Source organism: Stenotrophomonas sp. (genome assembly GCF_032103445.1).
Taxonomy (GTDB): Bacteria; Pseudomonadota; Gammaproteobacteria; order Xanthomonadales; family Xanthomonadaceae; genus Stenotrophomonas.
The window spans coordinates 1-21,200 of record NZ_DAMDFR010000058.1; the positions used below are offsets into that span (position 1 = coordinate 1).

The 21,200-nt window shown below is 61.5% G+C and carries 28 protein-coding genes; 5 read left to right on the forward strand and 23 right to left on the reverse strand.

Translation table 11 applies throughout. The features are described 5' to 3' along the window. Positions 1 to 290, forward strand: a 290-nt coding sequence (locus RT551_RS16640; RefSeq protein ID WP_313460679.1) for an energy transducer TonB, incomplete at its 5' end; no start/stop codon positions are given. A gap of 180 nt (positions 291 to 470) precedes the next feature. On the opposite strand, the gene RT551_RS16645 is transcribed toward RT551_RS16640, so the two are convergent. The 17 genes from RT551_RS16645 to RT551_RS16725 form a co-directional block, all read right to left on the reverse strand. Then, positions 471 to 1,655 (reverse strand): ABC transporter permease, encoded by a 1,185-nt coding sequence (locus RT551_RS16645; protein ID WP_313460681.1) that lies wholly within the window; start codon positions 1,653 to 1,655, stop codon positions 471 to 473. Further along, a complete protein-coding gene (locus RT551_RS16650; protein WP_313460683.1) occupies positions 1,652 to 2,398 on the reverse strand; it encodes an ATP-binding cassette domain-containing protein in 747 nt (248 codons plus the stop codon). The genes RT551_RS16645 and RT551_RS16650 overlap by 4 nt, the downstream gene beginning before the upstream one ends. Continuing rightward, positions 2,395 to 3,906 (reverse strand): alpha/beta hydrolase, encoded by a 1,512-nt coding sequence (locus tag RT551_RS16655; protein WP_313460685.1) that lies wholly within the window; start codon positions 3,904 to 3,906, stop codon positions 2,395 to 2,397. Before RT551_RS16655 ends, RT551_RS16650 begins: the two co-directional genes overlap by 4 nt. Before the next feature lie 97 nt (positions 3,907 to 4,003). Next, the gene (locus RT551_RS16660; protein ID WP_313460687.1) at positions 4,004 to 4,273 is read right to left on the reverse strand and encodes a hypothetical protein; all 270 of its coding nucleotides are present in this window, start codon (positions 4,271 to 4,273) and stop codon (positions 4,004 to 4,006) included. A gap of 121 nt (positions 4,274 to 4,394) precedes the next feature. Beyond that, positions 4,395 to 4,760, reverse strand: coding sequence for a hypothetical protein (locus RT551_RS16665; protein ID WP_313460689.1), 366 nt, complete (start codon positions 4,758 to 4,760; stop codon positions 4,395 to 4,397). Between the two features lie 46 nt (positions 4,761 to 4,806). Beyond that, entirely contained in the window at positions 4,807 to 5,265 is a 459-nt protein-coding gene (locus RT551_RS16670; protein WP_313460690.1) for a hypothetical protein, read from the reverse strand. A gap of 38 nt (positions 5,266 to 5,303) precedes the next feature. After that, entirely contained in the window at positions 5,304 to 6,029 is a 726-nt protein-coding gene (locus RT551_RS16675) for a hypothetical protein (RefSeq protein ID WP_313460692.1), read from the reverse strand. Between the two features lie 158 nt (positions 6,030 to 6,187). Continuing rightward, positions 6,188 to 6,505, reverse strand: coding sequence for a HigA family addiction module antitoxin (locus RT551_RS16680; protein WP_313460694.1), 318 nt, complete (start codon positions 6,503 to 6,505; stop codon positions 6,188 to 6,190). Continuing rightward, a complete protein-coding gene (locus RT551_RS16685) occupies positions 6,502 to 6,771 on the reverse strand; it encodes a hypothetical protein (RefSeq protein WP_313460695.1) in 270 nt (89 codons plus the stop codon). Before RT551_RS16685 ends, RT551_RS16680 begins: the two co-directional genes overlap by 4 nt. Positions 6,772 to 7,579: 808 nt before the next feature. After that, positions 7,580 to 7,933, reverse strand: coding sequence for a hypothetical protein (locus RT551_RS16690; RefSeq protein WP_313460696.1), 354 nt, complete (start codon positions 7,931 to 7,933; stop codon positions 7,580 to 7,582). Between the two features lie 585 nt (positions 7,934 to 8,518). Beyond that, the gene (locus RT551_RS16695) at positions 8,519 to 8,833 is read right to left on the reverse strand and encodes a hypothetical protein (RefSeq protein WP_313460697.1); all 315 of its coding nucleotides are present in this window, start codon (positions 8,831 to 8,833) and stop codon (positions 8,519 to 8,521) included. A 137-nt stretch (positions 8,834 to 8,970) separates the two neighbouring features. Next, positions 8,971 to 9,561: a TonB family protein gene (locus RT551_RS16700; RefSeq protein WP_313460699.1), complete on the reverse strand. Its 591-nt coding sequence runs from the start codon at positions 9,559 to 9,561 to the stop codon at positions 8,971 to 8,973. A 114-nt stretch (positions 9,562 to 9,675) separates the two neighbouring features. Next, positions 9,676 to 10,149, reverse strand: coding sequence for a hypothetical protein (locus RT551_RS16705; RefSeq protein ID WP_313460701.1), 474 nt, complete (start codon positions 10,147 to 10,149; stop codon positions 9,676 to 9,678). A 662-nt stretch (positions 10,150 to 10,811) separates the two neighbouring features. Further along, a complete protein-coding gene (locus tag RT551_RS16710) occupies positions 10,812 to 11,108 on the reverse strand; it encodes a hypothetical protein (protein WP_313460703.1) in 297 nt (98 codons plus the stop codon). A gap of 370 nt (positions 11,109 to 11,478) precedes the next feature. After that, a complete protein-coding gene (locus RT551_RS16715; protein ID WP_313460705.1) occupies positions 11,479 to 11,874 on the reverse strand; it encodes a hypothetical protein in 396 nt (131 codons plus the stop codon). A 48-nt stretch (positions 11,875 to 11,922) separates the two neighbouring features. Next, positions 11,923 to 12,201, reverse strand: a complete 279-nt coding sequence (locus RT551_RS16720; protein WP_313460707.1) for a hypothetical protein — start codon at positions 12,199 to 12,201, stop codon at positions 11,923 to 11,925. Positions 12,202 to 12,302: 101 nt separating this feature from the next. Beyond that, entirely contained in the window at positions 12,303 to 13,256 is a 954-nt protein-coding gene (locus RT551_RS16725) for a GlxA family transcriptional regulator (protein ID WP_313460709.1), read from the reverse strand. A gap of 117 nt (positions 13,257 to 13,373) precedes the next feature. On the opposite strand from RT551_RS16725, the gene RT551_RS16730 reads away from it, so the two are divergent. Genes RT551_RS16730 through RT551_RS16740 form a run of 3 tightly spaced genes read left to right on the forward strand, consistent with a single transcriptional unit; the run spans position 13,374 to position 15,337 of the window. Then, a complete protein-coding gene (locus tag RT551_RS16730) occupies positions 13,374 to 14,180 on the forward strand; it encodes an SDR family oxidoreductase (RefSeq protein ID WP_313460711.1) in 807 nt (268 codons plus the stop codon). 39 nt (positions 14,181 to 14,219) lie between these two features. Further along, the gene (locus RT551_RS16735) at positions 14,220 to 14,981 is read left to right on the forward strand and encodes an SDR family NAD(P)-dependent oxidoreductase (protein ID WP_313460713.1); all 762 of its coding nucleotides are present in this window, start codon (positions 14,220 to 14,222) and stop codon (positions 14,979 to 14,981) included. A 23-nt stretch (positions 14,982 to 15,004) separates the two neighbouring features. Beyond that, positions 15,005 to 15,337, forward strand: a complete 333-nt coding sequence (locus RT551_RS16740) for a carboxymuconolactone decarboxylase family protein (protein WP_313460715.1) — start codon at positions 15,005 to 15,007, stop codon at positions 15,335 to 15,337. A gap of 123 nt (positions 15,338 to 15,460) precedes the next feature. Here RT551_RS16740 and RT551_RS16745 read toward each other — a convergent pair whose 3' ends face one another. The 3 genes from RT551_RS16745 to RT551_RS16755 form a co-directional block, all read right to left on the reverse strand. After that, the gene (locus RT551_RS16745) at positions 15,461 to 17,158 is read right to left on the reverse strand and encodes a YadA C-terminal domain-containing protein (RefSeq protein WP_313460717.1); all 1,698 of its coding nucleotides are present in this window, start codon (positions 17,156 to 17,158) and stop codon (positions 15,461 to 15,463) included. 321 nt (positions 17,159 to 17,479) lie between these two features. After that, positions 17,480 to 17,647, reverse strand: coding sequence for a hypothetical protein (locus RT551_RS16750; protein ID WP_313460719.1), 168 nt, complete (start codon positions 17,645 to 17,647; stop codon positions 17,480 to 17,482). Then, positions 17,644 to 18,015, reverse strand: a complete 372-nt coding sequence (locus RT551_RS16755; protein ID WP_313460721.1) for a hypothetical protein — start codon at positions 18,013 to 18,015, stop codon at positions 17,644 to 17,646. Before RT551_RS16755 ends, RT551_RS16750 begins: the two co-directional genes overlap by 4 nt. Positions 18,016 to 18,308: 293 nt before the next feature. Between RT551_RS16755 and RT551_RS16760 the strand changes: the two genes are divergently transcribed. Then, positions 18,309 to 18,893, forward strand: coding sequence for a DUF4291 domain-containing protein (locus RT551_RS16760; protein WP_313460723.1), 585 nt, complete (start codon positions 18,309 to 18,311; stop codon positions 18,891 to 18,893). A gap of 207 nt (positions 18,894 to 19,100) precedes the next feature. Here RT551_RS16760 and RT551_RS16765 read toward each other — a convergent pair whose 3' ends face one another. The 3 genes from RT551_RS16765 to RT551_RS16775 all read right to left on the reverse strand — a co-directional run bounded on the left by RT551_RS16765 (position 19,101) and on the right by RT551_RS16775 (position 21,148). Continuing rightward, the gene (locus tag RT551_RS16765) at positions 19,101 to 19,880 is read right to left on the reverse strand and encodes a hypothetical protein (RefSeq protein ID WP_313460725.1); all 780 of its coding nucleotides are present in this window, start codon (positions 19,878 to 19,880) and stop codon (positions 19,101 to 19,103) included. After that, the gene (locus RT551_RS16770; RefSeq protein WP_313460727.1) at positions 19,877 to 20,290 is read right to left on the reverse strand and encodes a hypothetical protein; all 414 of its coding nucleotides are present in this window, start codon (positions 20,288 to 20,290) and stop codon (positions 19,877 to 19,879) included. The genes RT551_RS16765 and RT551_RS16770 overlap by 4 nt, the downstream gene beginning before the upstream one ends. Before the next feature lie 303 nt (positions 20,291 to 20,593). Then, on the reverse strand, positions 20,594 to 21,148 hold the full coding sequence (locus RT551_RS16775) for a hypothetical protein (RefSeq protein WP_313460728.1): 555 nt from the start codon (positions 21,146 to 21,148) through the stop codon (positions 20,594 to 20,596). Between the last annotated feature and the right edge of the window lie 52 nt (positions 21,149 to 21,200).

Genomic DNA, 21,200 nt, shown 5'->3' on the forward strand with positions numbered 1-21,200 from the left:
CAGCCTCCCGCGCCGCCGCCCCCGCCGCCGCTGCCAACAACCTGCGCCCGGTCAGCACCCCGGCCCCGCGTTACCCCCCGGAAGCCCTGCGCGCCGGTACCTCGGGTGACGTGCTGGTGGAAATCACCGTCGGCACCGACGGCTCGGTGACCAACGCCCGCGTGCTGCGCGCCACCCCGGCCCGCGTGTTCGACCGCGAAGCCCTGAACGCCGTGAAGCGCTGGAAGTTCGAGCCGGTCTCGGCCCCGGTCACCACCCGCCGCACCCTGGCGTTTGCTCCGGGCGGTTGATCGGTTGACCCGCTGTAATGAAAAGGCCCGGAGCGATCCGGGCCTTTTTTGTTGCGCACATGCTTCCGTTCGCGACACACCCGGTAGTGCCGGCCGCTGGCCGGCACAGGCGGTACGTGGGCCGGCCAACGGCCGGCGCTACCAAGTGCAGCCACGCAGGGCGTGGCTCTACGGGGTGGATCAGCCGGAGATCGCCAGGCGCTCCTGGTGGTAGCGGCGCACGGCGGCGTACCAGAGGATGGCGGCGATGCCGAGGCTGGTGGCGAGGTAGACGCCCCACATCTGCAGGCTGATGGGTTCGTGGCGGATGATCTTCAGCAGCATCTGGTTCTGCGCCAGGAACGGTACCGCCAGTTGCCACAGCTCGCTCTTCACCGGGTACACCATCAGCGCGTAACCGGGCAGCATCGGCAGCAGCATCAGCCAGGTCATGTGGCTCTGCGCTTCCTTCATGCTCTTGGACGCGGCCGACAGGAAGGTCAGCAGCGAGGTGCCGATCAGCAGCATCGGCAGCATGATGAACAGCATCTGCAGCATCGGCACGAAGCCCATGTTGAGCTGCCGCGCGGCCGCGCCTGTGCCCAGCTGTGCGCTGAGCTTGAACGCCAGCAGTGTGAGCAACAACGACGCCAGCCCCACCACGCACGCCGCCGCGATCTTGCCGCTCACAATCGCACTGCGCGGTGCCGGCGTGGCCAGCAGCGGCTCCAGCGACTGGCGCTCACGCTCGCCGGCGGTGGTGTCCATCACCAGATAGGCACCGCCGAGGAACGAGGTGATGGTCAGCAGCACCGGCAGCAGGATCGACAGCATCACCCCGCGCTTGGCCTCGGCCGTGGCCAGGTCCTGCGTGGCTACATCCAGCGGCCTTGCAACCTGGGCGTCCACGCCACGAGCGAGCAGACGCAGCGCGCCGACCTGCTGGCCGTAGCCGGCCAACGCGGCCTTCAGGCGCCCGGTGGGCACATCGGCGGCACGACGGGTGCTGTCCTGCACGATCTCCACCAGCGCCGGGCGGCCCTCTTCCCAGTTCCTGCGGAAGTCCGGGCTGATCCGCAGCGCCACATCAATGCGCTGGTCGCGGATGGCGGCGGTGAGGTCCTTCGGGGCCTCCACCGCGTTCAAGCCCTGCGCGGCGAGGAACTTCACCAGATTCGGCGCGTGCTCGGCCCCGATGGTGGGAATCTCCAGCGGCTTGTCGATCTGGGTCTTGACTCGGGTTTCGGCCAGCTTGCCCATGCCCAGAATCAGAATCGGGTACAGCAGCGGCCCCAGCAGCAGGGTCAGGGCCAACGTGCGGCGGTCGCGGGAGAGGTCGCGCAGTTCCTTGCGCATCACGGTCAACAACGTGGCAAACGCGCTCATGCGTGCAGTCCTTCTTCGCTACCGATGGCCTTGACGAAGGCATCTTCCAGATTCGATTCGCCGGTCTGCGCGCGCAGCTCATCCGCTGTGCCGGCCGCCATCACCGTGCCCTTGGCGATGATCACGATGCGATCGCACAGTGCCGCCACCTCCTGCATGATGTGGCTGGAGAAGATCACGCAGCGGCCTTCGTCGCGCAGCCCGCGCAGGAAGCCACGCAGCGCACGCGTGGTCATCACGTCCAGGCCGTTGGTGGGTTCGTCCAGAATCACGTTGCGCGGGTCGTGCACCAGGGCGCGTGCAATCGCGGTCTTGGTGCGCTGGCCCTGCGAGAAACCGTCGGTCTGGCGGTCCAGAATGTCTTCCATGTCCAAGGCTTTGGACAGCACCTTGGTGCGCTCGCGGATGTCCGCCGCATTCATGCCGTGCAGCTGTCCGAAGTACGCGATGTTCTCGCGCGCGGTGAGGCGCTTGTACACGCCACGCGCGTCCGGCAGCACGCCGAGCCGGCGGCGCACTGCCACGGCTTCCTTCGACGCATCCAGGCCATCCACCAGCACGCGGCCCTGGTCCGGGCTCATCAGCGTGTACAGCATGCGCATGGTGGTGGTCTTGCCCGCACCGTTGGGACCGAGCAGGCCGGTGATCTGGCCGTCTTCGGCGTGGAAGCCCACGTTCTGGACCGCCTGGATCAGGCCGGTCTTGGTCTGGAAGGCTTTATGCAGGTTCTCGGCGACGATCATGGTTCCCATCCATTGAACGAGGTGAAGGCCGGCACCGGACTCAGGGAATCCAGGCAGCTCACTTCCAGTGATTTGGCATCGGCGTTGTCCACGAACTGCGCCAGCACGCGCGGCATGCAGCCGGCGTTGAGGGTGCCGTGGCCCTGCCCCTTCGCCACCAGATGGCGGCCGTTGGGCAGGCCCTTCAGCACCTGCTCGGCGTAGCGCGGCGGGGTGACCGGGTCGAGTTCACCACTGAGCAGCAGCACCGGCAGCTCCGTGTGCAAGGGCTGGGTGAAGTCCTTCGGGCGGGTGCCCACGTTCCACGCCGGGCAGGCGGCGAAGAACATGCGCGCCACTTCCGGGCCCAGCAGGGTGTCGCCGGCCGGGGCCGGCTGGTAGCGGTCCGCATCTTCGGCGCAGATCACCGACCACTGCATGCCCCGGTTCATCTGCCCGTCCATCGAACGGCCGGCCATGCGGTTGAGCGACATCAGCGGTGCATAGCGGCCGTGTGCGGCTTCATCCAGCACGACCGGCAGCAGCGAGGACAGCTCCGGCATGTACGAGAACAGGAAGGCCAGGCTGGTGACGGTATCGGCGGTGACCTTGTCGCGGCGCGCTTCGTTGGTGCCCGGGTCGCGGTAGTCCACCTCCACCGACGCGGTGTTCAGCGTGGTCATCACGTTGCGCAGCTGGGTGCGGGTATCCACCGGGAAGCGCTTGGCGCAGGCGGCATCTTTGCTGCACTGCGCGGACTGCAGCGCAATGGCGTTTTCGAAGGTGTTGGCGAAGTCACCGCCCACCACCAACTCGTTCGGCACCACGCCGTCAATCACCACCGTGCGGGTGTGCTGCGGGAAGCGCGCGGCGTACTGCTGGGCCACGCGGGTGCCGTAGGAGCCGCCGATCAGGTTGATCTTGTCCACGCCCATCGCCGCACGCACCGCGTCCAGGTCACCAATCGCCTGGGTGGTGGTGTAGAAGCGGCTGTCGGCGCGCGAAGTCAGGGTGGCGGCGCAGCGGCCGGCATACTCGGCCACCACTTCCGGGGTGGCGGCGGCGTTCTCGTCGAACGCCAGCTCCTTGCCGTCCGCATCCAGGCAGGTAAGCGGGTTGGATTTACCGGTGCCGCGCTGGTCCACCAGAATGATGTCGCGCTTCTTTCGCACTTCGCGCAGCGCCTGGTTCACCACCGCCGCCACCTCGGTGGCGCTCTGGCCGGGGCCACCGGCCAGGAAGAACACCGGGTCCTGCTTGCCCTCGCCCTGGTTCTCGGTGTCCAGCCAGGCGATGTTCAAGCCGATCTTGCGGCCGTTCGGCGCGTCCGGGTTCTCGGCCACCTGCAGGGTGGCGCATTCGGCTTCCACGTTGCTGCTGGCCTGGCTGCTGGTCAGCGTGCAAGGCTTGAAGGTGAGCTGGCCGTACTGGCGCTGGGCCGCCTCAGCGGCGGGCTCCGGCGTGGCCTGGCAGGCGGCCAGCAACAGCAGGGCTGCGCTGGCGGCCAGGGGTCGGGTGGCTGGGTGCATGCGGGTTCACGTCCTTGAGTGAAGGGTCTTAGCATGCCATGACGGGGTGGGGCGGCGAATGTGACTGAAGGGCTGGGCCGGCTACGCTTCATTCAATTCACTTCAGGCGGGCAAGGAAATCCTGGACCACCCTGCTGTCTTTGTCCGTCACGGCTGCTAGGACCAGCATTGGCTCGAGATGGTAGCGAAGGAGGTCCAGACCTGATTTATCCCTTGGCAGGTGCTTCTCCAACACCGAGAGGAATACCGGAACCGCCATGAAGGACAGGAAGACCTTGTAGGGCTTGGCGCTGGCGAATGGCAGCCGTGCAAGGTAGTGGTCTGCCAGTCGCTTCTGATCGGCGCGCTTCCAGGACCGCGCCGCCAACAGATCGAAGGCGGTGCCGTATTCCGGCGAACCTGCCGGATACTGTTCAAGTAGCCAGTCGGCGGCCGCGATGGAGGACAGAAGGCGAAGTTCGGCTGCCGCAGAGCGGTACTGCGTAGGGTCAGAAGACGTAGAAATCCCGATTCTCCCAGTCGTCGAAGTACGCAGCGAGGATGTTCGCCCTCCCCGCTCCCGTTGCGAAAGCAGTAGGATCAGAGCGCAATGACCGCTCCGCCCACTCCCTGACCTCGGACCATCTGAGGGAGTGCATGAGGTAGGCAATGGGCTCGTCCGAAACCCTCTTACTCTCATACATGGCTATCAGCAAATCGGATAATGTCTCCCGCTGATCTGGCGCACCGGCAATCAGTTCAAGACATGCCCGATAGGTCGGCTCCGCCAGGTCAAACGAGTACTCGGTATCGAGTATGTGCTCAGCCGCAAGAAGAAGCCGCTCAAGATCTTCTACTACCGCGCCATTATCCATGCACAGACCATCACTTGATTAAGTATGGGTTCCGGCCCTTGGTGCTTCAGCCGGACGCTCGGGCTTCGATCACATTGAAGTCAAATCTCAGAGCAAAGCCGTCAGGCACATCCATGCCTGTTGCGTGATATCCAGCTTCGACATCCAGCAGCCATATCACCCCATTTCCGCCGACTACAGTGAGACTGAGAGGGAAGATCATGCTCAGCGCCTTTACGTAGCCGACATCTTCATTATCGCCTGCGACGCGCAGCTTTGTTTCGGGCTTGATCCCTGCGCCACAGACCACCGACATGAGTCGTGAACCAGCGTCCTGCGCGTGAAGCTCACTCTCGACGTGGTTGATCAGGAAGCTGGGAAAGTCCCCCTGCCTCAGCCATTCGATCATGTGCAGATAGGACTCCGCGCTTTCGAATCCTGATGCCTGAATCGCCTGATCTGCACGTATAGATTTCACAAGCATTGCTTCACCCCAAGCCTTCCCCAAAGCATGATGATAGCCCATCGGATAACTGCTGCTGATCCAACCCGGAGGCTCTGCGCCTAACCCAGAGTGACAATGCGAACGCCAAGTTGCTTCAACCTTCGCATCTGAGCCGAGGCCATATCATCGTCGTTGAAATGCAGATCGTACGCTTGGCCCTTGGAGTCACGGAAGCACAACATCTCGCCAGATGGATACTGCTCGATATAGTAGTCCTGGACAGTCATTCCTCGTCCAAAAAGCAGTTCGTCCAATTGCTGCTCCGAAAATACTTCACGATTGTTCGTCATTCGCCAAGCGTACGCTATCAAACATCCCAGCTCCAGCCTGATCAACCGACAAACTGGGCAGCGATACGTGTGGAATGGCGCTGTCCGCGCCAGGAACCCACCTCGTGCTGAGAACGGCCACCGCAGATCCAGCCCCTTCTCGTCCCGCACCGCATAAACCCGCTCGTACTCGAACGACAGCACAAACCGGTGCGGGTGCTGCTCCGCGAACAGCTCGATGAACGGATAGATCTCCGCCATGCTGCTCATCTTGTTGCTGGCGCGGAAGTGGAAGGTCATCGTCAGGCCCACGGTCCAGTTGACCTTCATCCCCTTGGCCAGCACGCGCATCGGGTAGCGGTGCAAGGTCAGGCCGAAGCCGCACTTCGAGCCGGGCAGCAGGCCGCCATGGATATGCGGGATGTCCTTTACGCATGCGCCAAGGTCAGTGAGCGTCTGCGCCACCTCTTCCAGCGTTGCGCCCAACTCTATTTCCAACGCCATCATCAGGCCCATGCCTGAACCTCCTGCTGCCTGTGTGGGTGCGGCCCTGACGGGCGCGGCGGTGCTTGCGCGGCCAGCGTGGGCCGCGCAACGGAATTCACGATTGAGCATGTTTACGGCAAACCTGTTGGGATGCCGCGTCCTTGCGGGCGGTTGTGTGGAGCGTGCCGTTACCAGTAGGCGCGCGGGCGGACCAGATCGACACTCGGGCCGTAGACGCGGTACGCCAGTTCTATGTCGTAGGCATTCTGCAGCTCAAACCAGTACAGCGGTGGGTCGCGGAAATGGCGGCCCAGCCGCATCGACAACTGTGGGTCGATGCCGCTGCGGCCCCGCACCACGGCGTCCAGACGACCCCGGCTTACGTTGAGGCAGCAGGCAAGGTGGCGCACCGAAAGCCGCAGCGGCTTCATGTAGTTCGCCAGCAGCACCTTGCCCGGATGCTCGCGGGGCGTGGGGTAGATGATGGTCCTGGAGATGGTGCTCATGGCTGTGCTCCTGCGTGCCGGCGCTGCCGCCGACCGCGTCGGCGTGGCCGGCCGAAGGCCATCCACGGCGGTGATGCGGCGGCCAGCTCCGCCGCTGGTGACGGGCTGCCGTCTTCCTTCAGCGCACAGGTGCGCAGCAACAGGTATGACTCCAGCAGCTGATTGACCAGTTTGCTGAGGGAACGCCCCTCGTGTTGGGCAGCCGCCTTCAAGGCGGCATGCATTGGCCTGGCAATGCGTATCTGCAACAGAACAAGCTCGCACATGGAATCCTCCCACGATTGGGTAACAAGTAAGTTCAACGAATGGACAGCGCACGGCGCAGCAACGGCGCGTGGCGGTGCCGATCAGATGGCCGGGGTTGTGCCCGGCGCTATAAGGGGTGGATGCGCGCGAAGAGTGGCAGCGCTAAGTGGCTGCGAGCGCGCGGAAGACGTAATCGAAGGCCTCGAGTGGGCAGCTCGAAGCGATGGGTGAAGGCCCAGAACGCGTACATCACAGACTCCCGGGAAGAGGCCTTTCCCACCATGGGAAAGGCGTCGGGAGGTTAGAGACCATGAACGTACGAAAACGGCGTGGCTTATTTCCCCGTCTTGGGGGGGGTTTTGTATTCGCCACCTTCCCGACAACGGGACAACCACTTTACGTACGCTCGGAGTGCTCTAAGCTCCGGGGCCTACGGTGCCGGAAGTGGAAACGGTTGGGAAGTAGGGAAATTCTGCTTTTTGGGACGTGGCGCGGATGCGCGCCATTGGTGACGTAAGTGACGCGAAAATTTGGCGAAACGCGGTGGATTGCGTCGCGGCTGGCTGGGGATGACGATATTCTGGCGCGAGTCCGCGCCACGGATTTCAGTGAGTGCTGTAGCGTGCGTGGCGCTTTCGGCCATCGGTGCGATGCGATGACGTCGGGGGCGATGGAGACTGTCACCGCCGACACTACGGTTGATCCCTCAGAGTTGAAGGTGGCCTTCGCTGCGCCATTAGGCTTTGCCTGAGCAAAGCGATTGAGGATTGAAGCCGACTACGAAGTCCTGGCCGGTCCACCGCGGCTTAGCCGCCTAGCCACACAGTCCTAACGACCTTCGTCAACCATTTCCTGTAGCTCACGCTCGAAGCTGCGTTGCGCGTCTGGATCGCCGTCGTAGAAATGCTCCCAGAACCTCTCTTCTTGCCAAGCACTAGGGGCGCTCTCAACCATATCTCCGAAGGCCTTGTCACTCCAGTTAGGCGGGCGCACGTCGCATACCTTCTCAAACAGAGATTCGTCAAAAACTCCCACGGATTCTGGCCCGACTCTTGACTCGTTAGTCAGAACACGGAACTTCCGCGCACCTCCGACCCAAGCGTACATGGCGAGGACATCGTAGATCTTTCCACCCTCCAGCGGGTGAGGAATCATGCCCGCCCCGATTTCTGGCACACGCACGCATCTAACCTTCATCGTGCCCTCCAAGTCTATGGATCTTCGTTGAACTTAACTTGTAATCCAAGCGCTGGTGAACATGCCCCTTCGGAGCATCCGCTCCAGATGGCTCACCCGGTCGGTGAGGATACTGCGTGCAAGATCCTGCCCTAGAAGGAAATCTGCTTCATCAACATCGACACATGAGACAACGATTCCCCCCCGCCTTCCCCCGGGAGGACTTCGTCGACCGGGATAGTCATGGCCTTGCGTGCTTCGATCAGCACGTCATCGCCACTGTTCATTCTTCACCAGATAGCTCGTCACCTGACCCCCGCTGCCCGGAAGCCGGTGTCGGATAGTTGGTCGACCTGTACACCATGGCCCGCCAGATGATCAACTACACCACTTCCGTGATCACCTCAACTCCGTGATCAAGCATCGACTGCTTCGCGGCTGCATAGTCAGAGTCATTCGATATGAGCAGGGCCCTCTTGGTTAGCCGGTTGAAAATCAGATACCGCGGCTCCTGCTCCGTGTCCTGCCAGTTCGTGTGTAGTAGTGCCCAGCCCTGGACACTACCGTCCCAGAGATACCTGTACTCGTTACTCACCCGACGGGGTTCCTGGTTGAGGCGTGTCCAGATGGCTCAATCCAGTAGTTCAGGATCTCCCCTGCAAGATCCAGCCCTGAAAGGAAGTCTGCTTCATCAGCGTCATCACATGAGACAACGATTACCACCCCACCACCATCCTCCTGGACAACCTCGTTGACTGGAATAGTCATGTCCATGCCCGCCGAGATCGGCAAACTGAGCACGCTACCTCTTTCAACACATTCACCATCAACCCTGCAGTACATGACGAACCGAGTCTCGCCCGCCTCCTGCAGGACCTGAGTCCTATCAACGTGAATCTGTGTCACACCCTGGTCCTCGGCGCTACCAAATGGAAGCCTCATGAACGTCCCCAACTCCACACCTGATGACCCTCATGCTTGCCGGCCAGAGGGCGGCCAATTGCCCTCATCCGGCAGCGCAGGAAGTTCGGCTCAGCCGGACATCACTTCCCCACGCTCTTCATGAATTCCTCCATGAACAGACGTTTCGGCCGCTTAGCACATGCTTCCACTGTCTTCTGCGGCGCAGATGAGAGTTTTCCAATACTGGACATATCAACCCCGCCAACGGTCGTAACCACAGCCGCAGCCATGTTGAATATGTTCATTTCATCCGCAGGTCTGGTGGGAAAGGTGGTTGCGAAGTACGCGAGATCAGTATTGAACTGGGCGCAGGTCTTCAAATGAAGATTGTTCACGCTGTCTTTGTAGAATAGAACCGGCAAGAGCACAGCCTTGGCGACCTTCTGGGGCTTTGCCCTCACGCCTGCCACTACTTTGATAGCAGCCGCATCGAGTTCCGCGGAACCAGATGGCTCGACGAGGACTGAAGGAGCGAACGTTCCATCGACACGAACCTCGGTTGAGAACACCGCTTGACCCTGGACTCCCTTGTCTGCCAGCTCTTGTGGATAGTGAGCAGAGCCCGCGATGATCATTACGGGGCGCAACCGCTCTGGCGCCTCGGCCGGTTGCTGACCCGCGGCTACCAGAGGCACGGCGATCAGAAAGGCAGATACATGCTTCAGGTGCATCAACTCCCCCCGAGTTTTAATGCAAAACAGGACGTGATCTCTACCGGACAAGGATATCGCGCCAAGGATTCGACCATAATTATCGCTCACTACCCATCGGGATACGAACCCTGATCACGCCAACTGTGGCGAAGGGACGGTTATAGCAACCTCCAGGGCCACTTTCGAGTAGTTCACACCTCCCCCCTTTGCAGGCTGATGCTTCAGCTCTTCGAGCACGTAGACCATATCAAGCCAATTTCCCTGCTCAAACAGGGAAACGTCTTTTCGCGAGTTCACGTAGATGCCCACCGTCAACTCATCCCCGTTCGGAGAAATGAGATCGACAGTATTGTTGTCGAGGTAGTCGCGACCAGCCCTGTACGCCTTGATTATGCGTCCTGAGACATTCAAAAGCGGAACCCGTTTCGCTTTTACGTTCTCCCACCACTCATCAGTCGCAAGAAGTCCGTACCTACCCTTAGATCCAATTGCTCGGTCCAATGTGGCAGTTCGAGCATCCCGAATCCACTCCGGGTTCGAGAGCGCCTCTCGCTCCAGTGAATAGACAATCTTGGTTGAGCCACCTTCCCTAATCTCCAAGATCAACGTCCACCTCCTTCAGTGGTTTCGCTCACTGAATCGCCCACGCCTTTCTAGATAGCCACGACTGGCTCTCGAAACGAAATCTGAATCGAACCAGGAGAGATGAGGCTTGGTGCCCGATGATTTGCGCTATACGGATTGCTCATACGAACACTGAAGCCATTTCGGGCAAGGATTCCCAGCTCCCGGACTGTCTCAACACGAACATAGTCCTGCTCGAATCGAGTCATGCTGGCTACGTACTTGCCGTCCTCGTGCAAATGTGGGGTGAGCACTACGCCGGCCTCGTTACCACGCGACACTATGTAGGACATGGAAGTTGCGACTGTCATTCCTTCGATCACCGTTAACAAAGTTCTAACGCCATAGTCAATCGACCAGAGAAGGTCGCTCGGCTTGAAAGGTTTGGGAGGTTTCCGTAGCCGAGCATTCTGATCGCCTCCAGATAGTACCTGCGCCAAGAATGCATATTGCTCCAGGTTGGCTGTGTCCCGCCAGCAGTCTAGCCTGCAGATAGATGCAACGACAGACTCGGCGACTGATCCGGGATCCCGTGGGCCTTGATGCGTGTAGCCGCTACCGACCAAGCGGCACATCGGGTGCCACAGTCAGCCCTCCGCTGCCGGTCAGAATGAAGCTGTCCTCGATACTCAGTAGAAGCTCGGTCATGTGCCACCGCCAACCCACTTGACATGCATTGGCGCGTCAACCTTGCCGGAATCCACATCAACGCAGTCCGTGAGGTCGCCGAAAAACAGAAACCGGTTGCACTTGGTTGCTGCAAAGAGCGCGTCACCCGACTCGGCGTACTGTGCCGGCGGAACGATCTGCGATACCTGGTCTGCAGTCAAACCGGCCTGCTTCATGAGCTTGGCCGCATCCGACGCTGAGATCAGCTTCGGATCACTCGGCGTGCCATAGGACCATCCGGAATACCCGTTGTGGACAAAGTACTTCGGCATCGACTCTCCTAACGAGCGGGAAGTAGGCAGTTTTTGGCGGAGATGGTCATGGCGCAGCCCGAGGCTTCAGGCCGCAGGAAGCTTGTGGGGGAGCGTGTGACGAGGACCACGGTCAGCACCATCAACCAGTCTCCAATAGCCTCGAAATGCCTGATCGGGAACCGCCAACACCCAACGCCTCATGCAATCTCTGCATCTGTAGACCTCTTCATAGAATGGACCTGCCCCTATCTGATGGAGCTCCAAGGCTCCACGCCCAACCACCTCCAGGACCAACCTTCTGAACTGTACATAGTCACTCTCAGATGCGAACTCGGCTCGCTCGTGGCACAGCTGGCACGTCATGGCTTCCCTCTGGGGATATCGATAGTCACACGAACGCAATCTGTATCCGGTCAACGCGAATGCATACGGTTGATCCGTCATATGCCGAAAGGCCATCCGGCCCATCCAACAGCTCCTCAATGTCAAAGTACACGCCATCGACCTCGAATTTCGCACCCCGTACGACGCCTGTGAGATCGTATGAGAACCCATCGTCCACCCTGACGGCGGACGAAGGCTCATCATCGTTCACAGGACGTATCGCGAGATCGTCATGCAGGTAAACGCTCAGTTCGACAGGGTAGTGAATACCTTCGTGAACTTTATGGGGGCAGTAGAACGCAAAGCAGGTAAGGGCGAGATCACCCACCTGGATCTCCATCTCCTCCTCGATGGAGTCGCTTACCGATCTAAGGAAGACGCTCTGGATCATGGCTTCCATCGATTGACTACATCCATCTTACGTGACCTGACAACTTGTGCTCCAACCTCAAGACCAAGGCTCATCTCGGAATACAACGCTTCTTATTTTGGTCAGCCATTCAGCTGCCTCCTCAATCGACTCGAACTCGTTCGACGTCAACTTGTTGATTTCTTCCACAGGAAGTTCACCAGAATCAAGCATCTGATTCATTTGATCCTCCAACAGCACAACATCAACGTTCATGCGGCCTTCTTTGATCAGATCACGAAGCTCTGGTACCTCGACCCATTCGACATGACAGAAGTTCCTAAGGGTTACTCTCAGCGGCTCGGGCAGACTGCTCATCCCACTCTCCTTCTCTGAACTTATTTCCGGAAATCGGACCCAACGCGGAGAAGATGAGTGTGTTGCGCCTCATAGCGTTGGTTCGACTCCTGGCCGGGAACTCACCCCTCCATCCTCGCACGCGACTGCCGCCGCATCGCCTGCGGTGCCACACCAAACCCTCGCAGGTAGGCTTCGCGCAGGTGTCGCCGATCTCGGAACCCCGTCTCACGGGCAATCACCTCCAGCGGATGCCGCCCCTGTTCGACCATGACCCGCGCCGCTTCCAGCCGCAGCGCCTCAATCGCCTTCGCGGGCGACTGCCCGGTTTCCGCCGTGAAGATCCGGCTGAACTGCCGGGCGCTGAGGTTGACCTGCTCGGCCAGCTGCTCCACGCCCAGCGCGTCGCCCAGGTGCCGCTTGGCATAGTCCAGCGCCTGCTGAATCCGGTCGCTTCGCGGGGCTAGGTCCAGCAGTTCCGAATGCTGGGTCTGTCCACCGGCGCGCCGGTGGTGCATCACCAGCCGGTGTGCGACCGAGCGTGCTACGTCTGGCCCCAGGTCTTTCTCGACCATGCCCAGCGCCATGTCGAGGGCGGCGGTCATGCCGGCTGAGGTCCAGTACTGACCATCCAGAATGAAGATCCGGTCGGCTTCCACCTGGATGTCGGGGTGGCGCTGCTGCATGTGCTCGGCGTAGGCCCAGTGGGTGGTGGCCCGCCGCTGCGTGAGCACACCGGCCTCAGCAAGGACGAAGCCGCCGGTACAGATGCCAGCCACGCGCCGTGCCTTGGGTGCCACGCGACGTACGAAATCCAGCAAGGGTGGCGAAACCGGGCCGGACAGCGGATCAATCACCCCGGCGAACATCCAGGTATCGGCACGGCTGCGCTCGGTGAGTTCGCTTGTTATCACCCGCATGCCCAGCGAGGCGTTGATCTCCCCGCCTTGCAGTGACCAGTTCTCCACGGTGTAGAAGGTTTCGCCATGCACGAGGTTGGCGAACTCGAATACCGCTTGGGAGCCGAGCGCCATGACCTGGAAACCGTCGCCAAGTACGTACCCAACCCTGTGCATGGTGGCCGAACCTGCATGTCCTAAAACATGACTATATGCGTCATTTGCGCCATCGTCCATCAGGCGCAAGCTTTCTCCACACCCCGCGGCCATGGCCGCCCATCTGGAGAACGCCCCATGTCCGCACACCCCTCTTCCGCCGGCGTCGCCCTGGTCACCGGCGCTTCGTCCGGCATTGGCGCGATCTATGCCGAGCGCCTGGCCCGTCGCGGCCATGACCTGATTCTGGTCGCCCGCGACCGCCAGCGGCTGAATGCCCTGGCTCAGCGGATCAGCAGCCAGACCCAGCGCGCCGTGGAGGTCATGGCCGCAGACCTGGGCCAGCGCGATCAGCTGGCCACGGTCGAGCGCCGCCTGCAGCAGGATGCCGACATCACGGTGCTGGTCAACAACGCGGGCATCGGTACCCACACGCCGCTGCTGCAGAGCGACGTGGAGCGGATGACGGCCATGGTGGACCTCAACGTTACCGCGCTCATGCGGCTGACCTATGCCGCCGTGCCGCAGATGGTGGCGCGTGGGCATGGCACGGTCATCAATATTTCGTCCATTGCCAGCGTGGCTCCGGAAATCCTCAATGGGGTCTACGGCGGAAGCAAGGCGTTCGTTACCGCCTTCACCCAATCGCTGCACAAGGAACTTGTCGACACCGGCTTGCGTGTCCAGGCGGTGCTTCCGGGTGCGACCGCCACCGACTTCTGGGCAATCGGCGGCCTGCCGGTGGAGAACCTTCCGCGCGAGATCGTGATGCCGGCTGAAGACCTGGTGGATGCCGCCCTACGTGGCCTGGATCGAGGCGAGCTGATCACCCTTCCGTCTCTGCATGCCGGCGAGGAGTGGGAGGCCTTTGAGACGGCCCGCCAGACGATGGCGGCACATCTTTCCAGCAACACCGTGGCCCCGCGTTATCGCGCCGGCCACTAAATCCCTGCTTACCTCGTTCAACTCTCAGGAGAAGCTTCCATGAACCTCACGAACAACACCATCTTCATCACCGGCGGCACCTCCGGCATCGGCTTGGCGCTGGCCAAGGCCCTGCATGCGCGCGGCAACCAGGTCATCGTGGCCGGCCGTCGCAAGGCGCTGCTGGAACAGATCAAGGCCGAGAACCCCGGCATTGATGCTGTCCTACTGGACGTTGCCGATCCGGACCAGATCAAAGCGGTCGCCGCTGATGTGATTGCGCGCTACCCGGCACTGAACGTGGTGGTAAACAATGCGGGCATCATGCCGTTCGATGACGCAGGCGGTGCGCTGGACGATGCGCAGGCTGCGCACTTGGTGGCCACGAACCTGCTGGGGCCGGTCCGGGTCAGCGCGGCTTTCGTCGAGCATCTGAAGCAGCAGCCGCAGAGCTGGATCATCAACAACTCGTCGGTGCTGGCTTACGTTCCGCTGGCTTCGACGGCGCTGTACTCGGCCACCAAGGCGGCCATTCACTCCTACTCGATGTCGCAGCGTTTTGCGTTGCGCGACAGCTCGGTGAAGGTACTGGAGATCGCACCGCCGTGGGTGGATACCGACCTGATCTACAAGAGCAACGACCCGCGTGCGATGCCGCTGGACGACTTCATTGCGGAGACGCTGGAGAAGCTTTCAACCGCGACTACCGAAGTCGTGGTGGATCGCATCGCAGCGGTGCGCGCAAACCCAGGGGCGGATGAGCACGCGCTGGTGCATCAGTTCAATCTTTCGATGGTGCAGAACCCGATTCCGGTGGCATGACCACCTTCTCAAGGAGACATCCCATGTTGTTCAACTGGTCTGAATACGTACCTGCAGTGAAGAAGGCGTTTGGTAGCCTGGGCAAGCGCCATCCTAAAATGCTTGAGGCCTATCAATCGCTGGGCTCTGCCGCCGCGCATGATCAAGCGCTTGACGCCAAGACCCGTGAACTGATTGCCGTTGCTGTGGCGATCAGCCTGCGTTGCGATGGGTGCATTGGCACGCACACCGAAGCGGCGCGGAAGGCCGGGGCGACCGAGGCGGAACTGGCGCAGGCGCTGGCTACGGCAATCCAGGTCAATGCGGGTGCGGCTTACGTTTACTCGATGCGGGCGCTGGAAGCGTACGGCGAGTGAGCCACCCGGCCCGTGCGTTTCCAGGTGACGCGACTCACTTCGGCCATTGCCGTTTTAAGCGGCACCGTTGCACAGTTAGTGGTAAGGCGCGCGCCAACTGACGTTGACGCGCGCCTTGACCATTTACAGATCAATACCAAACCCGGCACCGGCGCTGTTTTCGCCGCCGCCGAACGAAGCACCGAACGTCACCGTCGCCTTGTCACCAATCTTCTTTCCATAGCCCAGGGAGAACGCCTGCTCACCGCCCTGCGACCCTACGCCCACGGCAAGACGCCCGCGTGTCGAGGTGGTCGCTGCGGCGTTTGCCGCCATGTTGGCCATTGCAGCACTCATGGCACCAATGCGGTCGATCTTCTGATCCTGCTTGTCGAAGCGGCGATCAACGTCCTTGCGGAAGTCGGTGAAGTCGGTGGTCCATGACTGAATGCGATTGTCTGTGTAGGCATTCGCGCTGGTCAGCGTCTGGGTTGCGGTCCGATCCGTGTAGTCACGGGCAGTCTGCAGGTTTGCTGCGTCGGCAGTAGCCATTTCACCGCGGATCTGGGTTTCGCGCCCGTCGGTGTAGGCGTTCGCGGAGCTCAGGGTCTGCGCATTGCCGGTCGCAACGTCCGAGCGGATAGCCGCCTCGCGGCCGTCGGTGTACGCGTTGGCCATGGTTGTCGCCTGCCCGCTGCCGCTGGCGATATCGGAGCGGATGGCCGCCTCGCGTCCGTCAGTGTACGAGTTGGCCGAGGTCAACGTCTGTGCGCTGCCGGTGGCGACGTCAGAGCGGAGCGCGGCTTCGCGTCCGTCGGTGTACGAGTTGGCCGAGGTCAACGTCTGTGCACTGCCGGTGGCAAGGTCGGAGCGGAGCGCGGCTTCGCGTCCGTCGGTGTACGAGTTGGCCGAGGTCAACGTCTGTGCACTGTCGGTAGCAACGTCGGAGCGGATCGCCGCTTCGCGACTGTCTGCGTATGAATTGGCCGAACTCAGGGTCTGCGCATCAGCGGATGCCAGGTCAGACCGAACTGCTGCTTCACGGGTATCCGTATACGTGCCCGCTGAGGTGACCGCTGCATCGGTCAACGTCTGGACCTGGCCCACATTGGCGGCGTCCGTTGCAGCGTTACCCGCAGCGACATTGGTCACCCTGCGCTCGGAACCCGACGACCCAACTGACACCACATTGGCCTGGCCGCCGTCATTGCTGTTGGAGCCGAGGGCAACCGAGTTGCCGCCATTTGCGGTTGCGCCATTGCCGATCGCAACGTTGCTGTCCGTGCCGGCCGCGCCGGTCGATCCGCCGCCTCCGCAGCATCCCGTCCCGCCAGAGCCACCCTGGCCGGCCGCACTGCCGGTTCCGATTGCGATGTTGTTATCACCCCCAATTCCCCCAGCTCCTCCACTGCCCCCAGCGGTGCCTTCACCTCCGTTGCCGCCCGCACCCGCATTCCCGCCGCCGATGGCGAGGTTGTTGGTACCGCCGGATCCACCGGTGCCACCTGTTCCGCCGGAGTTTCCGTACCCACCATTACCACCGACGCCCGACTTGCTGCCATTGCCGATTGAGACGTTTCCGGTCTCCACGCCAGAGCCACCCGCCCCGCCGCTACCGCCACTATCACCCGGACCCGAACCGCCGTTGGTACCTACCTGACTTCCACTTCCGCATGCCAGCGCACCTGAGCCGGAGTCCTGGCTGCACGGTTCAGTGGCACTGCTGCCAGGTACAACCTGTGCCTGGGCAGGAACCGCCAAACAAACTACCGCGAACGCAATAGCACCCGAAAAGACACGCGCAGCCGCGCGGGCACGGTTGCCACAGATTTCCGTAAACATTTTGATACTTCCGAGTAAGTGCGCGCTTGGCGCATCAAGCTGCTTTACAGCCTCGATTGAGGCTGCTTCCCCTAGCCGCCATCTTTCCCCGGCGGCTCCGACGTCAGGTTAGCGCGGCCACCGGGCGTGGTCCAATGAAGTAAGTGCGCAGTACGCGAAAAATAGTGAAATATTCTGCTAAAGAATTCGCTGTGGCTGCCGACGCAGAGAGTTTCATGGCGAGTGAGATGATAGGGGTGGGGCGGCGTGCGTGAAGCCCGCCCCAGCCCGTTGATTTCAGTGCTTTCGCGGTGACGGAAGCCGGGCAAGCCCGGCTCTACGCTAATGGCGCGTTTGGCGCGCTTCTGCGGCTTCGGCACGCTCGCAGACCCGCTCCATCATCGCGACGATGATGTCGTCCGGGTGGCAGTTCATCCTTCGTGCCAACCGGCGCAACGCAAACAGGTGTTCTTCCTCGATCAGGAACTCCATATCGACCAGTTCGCTCATGAATCGGTTCTCCGCATTCGCGAGGCGTGCGACGGCAGGGTGTAGGAGCCAACCTGGATGTATGGCACGCCGTCTTTGCTTACGCCGTCGGCATCCAGTTCCGGCACTTCGGATGCCTTTACCGGCACCAGCAGGAAGCTCTTCACGCCCAGGTCCACGCGCAGCCATGTGCCCGCGCCCATGCCGGCATCGGCCAGCCACTGGCCTTCCAGACGCATGCACGGTTCGTCGTAGCCCGGCGTGCCCGGAATATCCGACACCCGCCCGATGGTGATGAAGCCGCTGATCTCTTTGGTGTCGGCGTTATACCGGATGTCCTGGCCACCCTTGAAGCCGTGGTTGGGTGTGTCGTCCCAATCGATTGTCATGGTGATTCTCCCGTTGGTGGCGTCCCGCCGGAGTGGCGGTGACGTTGGGAGCGCGGGACCTCGTGAGTTACGAAGTTCCGACGCTCCGCCGAACCACCCTGCATCAAGTTTGAGGCGTTGGGAATGCGATTTTTTTGCGTTCGGTGTGCTGCGTTCCGGTACACGCAATCGGAGAATGACGCACCTCGCCTGTTATTGAGCGCATTGCGTGATATGGCGCACGTATTGGTGTGCCGTTAGCGTCAAACCGGTGTCGTTTGCGGCCAGTTTCGAAGCGCGATACAAATGCGCCCATGACCGAAAAATTTCCCGCCCGGCAGATCCGAGCGGTCTATAACGACAAAACCATCCGCGTCTACCAGGCCTATTCGGACCTTATTGCCGACAGCGCCCTGCAGCACCAGACCTTCGTCAGCCCGCCGTTCAAGCGCGAGCGGATGACGTGGATCAAGCCTTCCTTCCTGTGGATGATGTATCGCGCCGGCTGGGGCTACAAAGATGAGGGCCAGCGGCGGATTCTGGCCATCGACATCACCCGCGACGGCTTTGAGTGGGCGTTGGCGCATAGCTGTGCCAGCCATCCGGAGCCGGGCATGGACGCGGTGGCGTGGGAGGCGTTGAAGCAACGCTCACCTGTGCGGGTGCAGTGGGATCCTGAGCGCGACCTGCATCTGCGGCCGCTGGAGCACCGTGCCATCCAGATCGGGCTGAGTGGGGAAGCAGTGCGCCACTATACCCGGGAGTGGATCCAGGGGATCACCGAGGTGACGCCGCTGGCGCAGCGGATGCATGCGCTGGTGGAGGAAGGGAGGCTGGCGGAGGCGGCGGGGTTGCTGCCGGAGGAGCGTGAGTATGTCCTCGGCGGGCTCGATGTCTGAGAGGTCCCTAGAAACCCCGAAGCACCCCGGTGAACTTGCCGCAGTCACACTCATGGCGCGTCACCGACTTGATCACTTCAAACCGAATGAGCGAGCCGCACGCGTCACAGGAAACGCGACTTGTACCCGTGCAGCCGAACTGATCCAAGGCCCGCATGAACAGCTGGAGGTCCTGCGCTGTTGGCGTTGGCTTTCCGGTCATTCTCATTACCCCGCTGAGCTTGGAGGGTGGCTTTCACCTTCATTCGCTTCACGTCTGGCCTCATCGCATGACGCTTCCAGATGCCGTCTGACACCGATCAGCCGCGAGCGCATCAGTCCCCATCCAATGGTCCATTCCATTTCTTCGGGGCGATAGCATGCAAGCATCTCGACTGTTTCCTGGAGGTAGTCGTCATAGGGATACAGGTCATCAAGCATGACTTCAATTCTTCCAGCGAGATCCAGCGGAGCACCAGGAGTCGAAACGAACTCGTCCAATGCGGACCATAGCTTCTGACGCCGCTCGTCTACCGGGGCGTGGTCGGTTTCGCCGTTGCCAGTCAATCTTCCTTGGTGTGCACTTTCCGAAGCCGCGCGCCTCTGCACGATTGGGTGCTCCGACGAGAGGGTGGGCTTGTTGGCAAGCCACTCGCATTCCACGCGTGTTCCGGAGTAGACACCCTGGCTGTGACTCGTTTTCATACGCTGAAGGGCGTCTCGGGAATCCAGCCCCAGATAGATGCGCAGCACTCTGGCTGTCTCGGCGTTGGATTTGACTGTTGGCAGGATGACCACCCATTCACCGTGCTCATCAAGTATTCGGCTCCGCATTTCACCAGGCGGAAATCCATTGCCGTCTGACTCGGATGCGCATCTACAGCTGCAGTTCAGCGACTCGTACCATCTCAGCTCGCCATGGATGGCAGTCTGCCCAATGCGGAGCATGCCCTCGGCTGCGCAATGTGGGCAGGGCAGCAGGATGGTGCCAGCGACCTCGTTGGTCACGATGCAGGCTCCGGCTGCACCCACCAATCGAATGCGCCCGGGTCCAACGTATCAACGTCGCAGTCCTGCAGAACCGTACACTGCCCAGACGCTGACAATACCCTGACGCTGAAGGCCGTCACCGGTGCGATGGTGGACGTCCATGAGATGACCACTCGTTCTTCGCCGGTATTGGGATTCCGGTTGACCATGACGTTTCGGTCGTTGATGCGCTTCAAGTACCAACCATCGGGCTTGGGCTGCTTGGGGCAGAGGGTGAACGAAATCGTCCAGTTCCCGGCGTCGTCCTTGGTTCCACCGATGGTGATGGCGTCGTCGAACCAGTCTGGAACAGTCGCAGGCGGATGGAGTTCGTTGAATGCTGCGATAGCGTGCTGGCAAGCCGTCTGGAAGTCCATCTTCGACGCCATTCTTCCCCTGATTGCATCGCATGATACATCGGCCAGCCGTCACCATTGGAGCCGTGCTGGGCTGCGGCTTCGTTGGATGTCGCCACGCCGACGTGTTGGTCGGGTGTTGCGGGTGCCGGCCAGCGGCCGGCACTACCGGGGGCCCGGTTGTTCACCGGTTTGGAGCGGTGCGGGTCCGCGCAGCCACGCAGGGCGTGGCTCTACGGGACAAGCAGCAGATCACCGACGTGACCAACTAGCTCAGCCGATGCGGGCACTGGTGAAGGGAGCGAGGTTGCTGCCTGCGGAGCAGGAATGCCTGCCTTAGTGGGCAACGGGCGAACCCACGCCTACGCCCTGCACGCTGTAGAACTCTTTTCCCGTTTTCTCATCGAGATAGACATTGACGTCCCCATCGCGCCTGACAAACCGCAGGCCCTCGCTGACCGGGTCACTTTCCACGAAGCGATGCCGGGCAGTAAGTGAGGTCTCATACGCCCACCCGTCAGGCACCACCACCTTCTGAGGCTGGCCTGCATCGAGAGCGCAGACCGCTACGAGGCGGCTCTCGTCGCCATTCCAGGGGGTGGTGCCAAAGTCTGCCCAGGTGCACGGGTTGCAGAAGCCAGTGCGCTGGTCGACCACGACGATGTCGCGGGTTCCTTCTGCGTCCTGGAATACGAGACCCCTCGCCTCGAGGAGGCGGACGTACTGCTCCACATCCGTGGGATGCATGAATGTCACGGCGGCGATTTGACCATCGGCACGGAGCGACCCGTTCGGGACCTCAGCCGTGAACTGTTCCGGGCCTCCCTTGTACGCAGCGACGATGGCGTTGCAGCGAACGACCACCGATATGCCTTCAATCAGTACTGCCATGATTCCCCCGCTTGGGTCGACGTTCCTTGTTGCCGGAGCATAGCCGGATTGC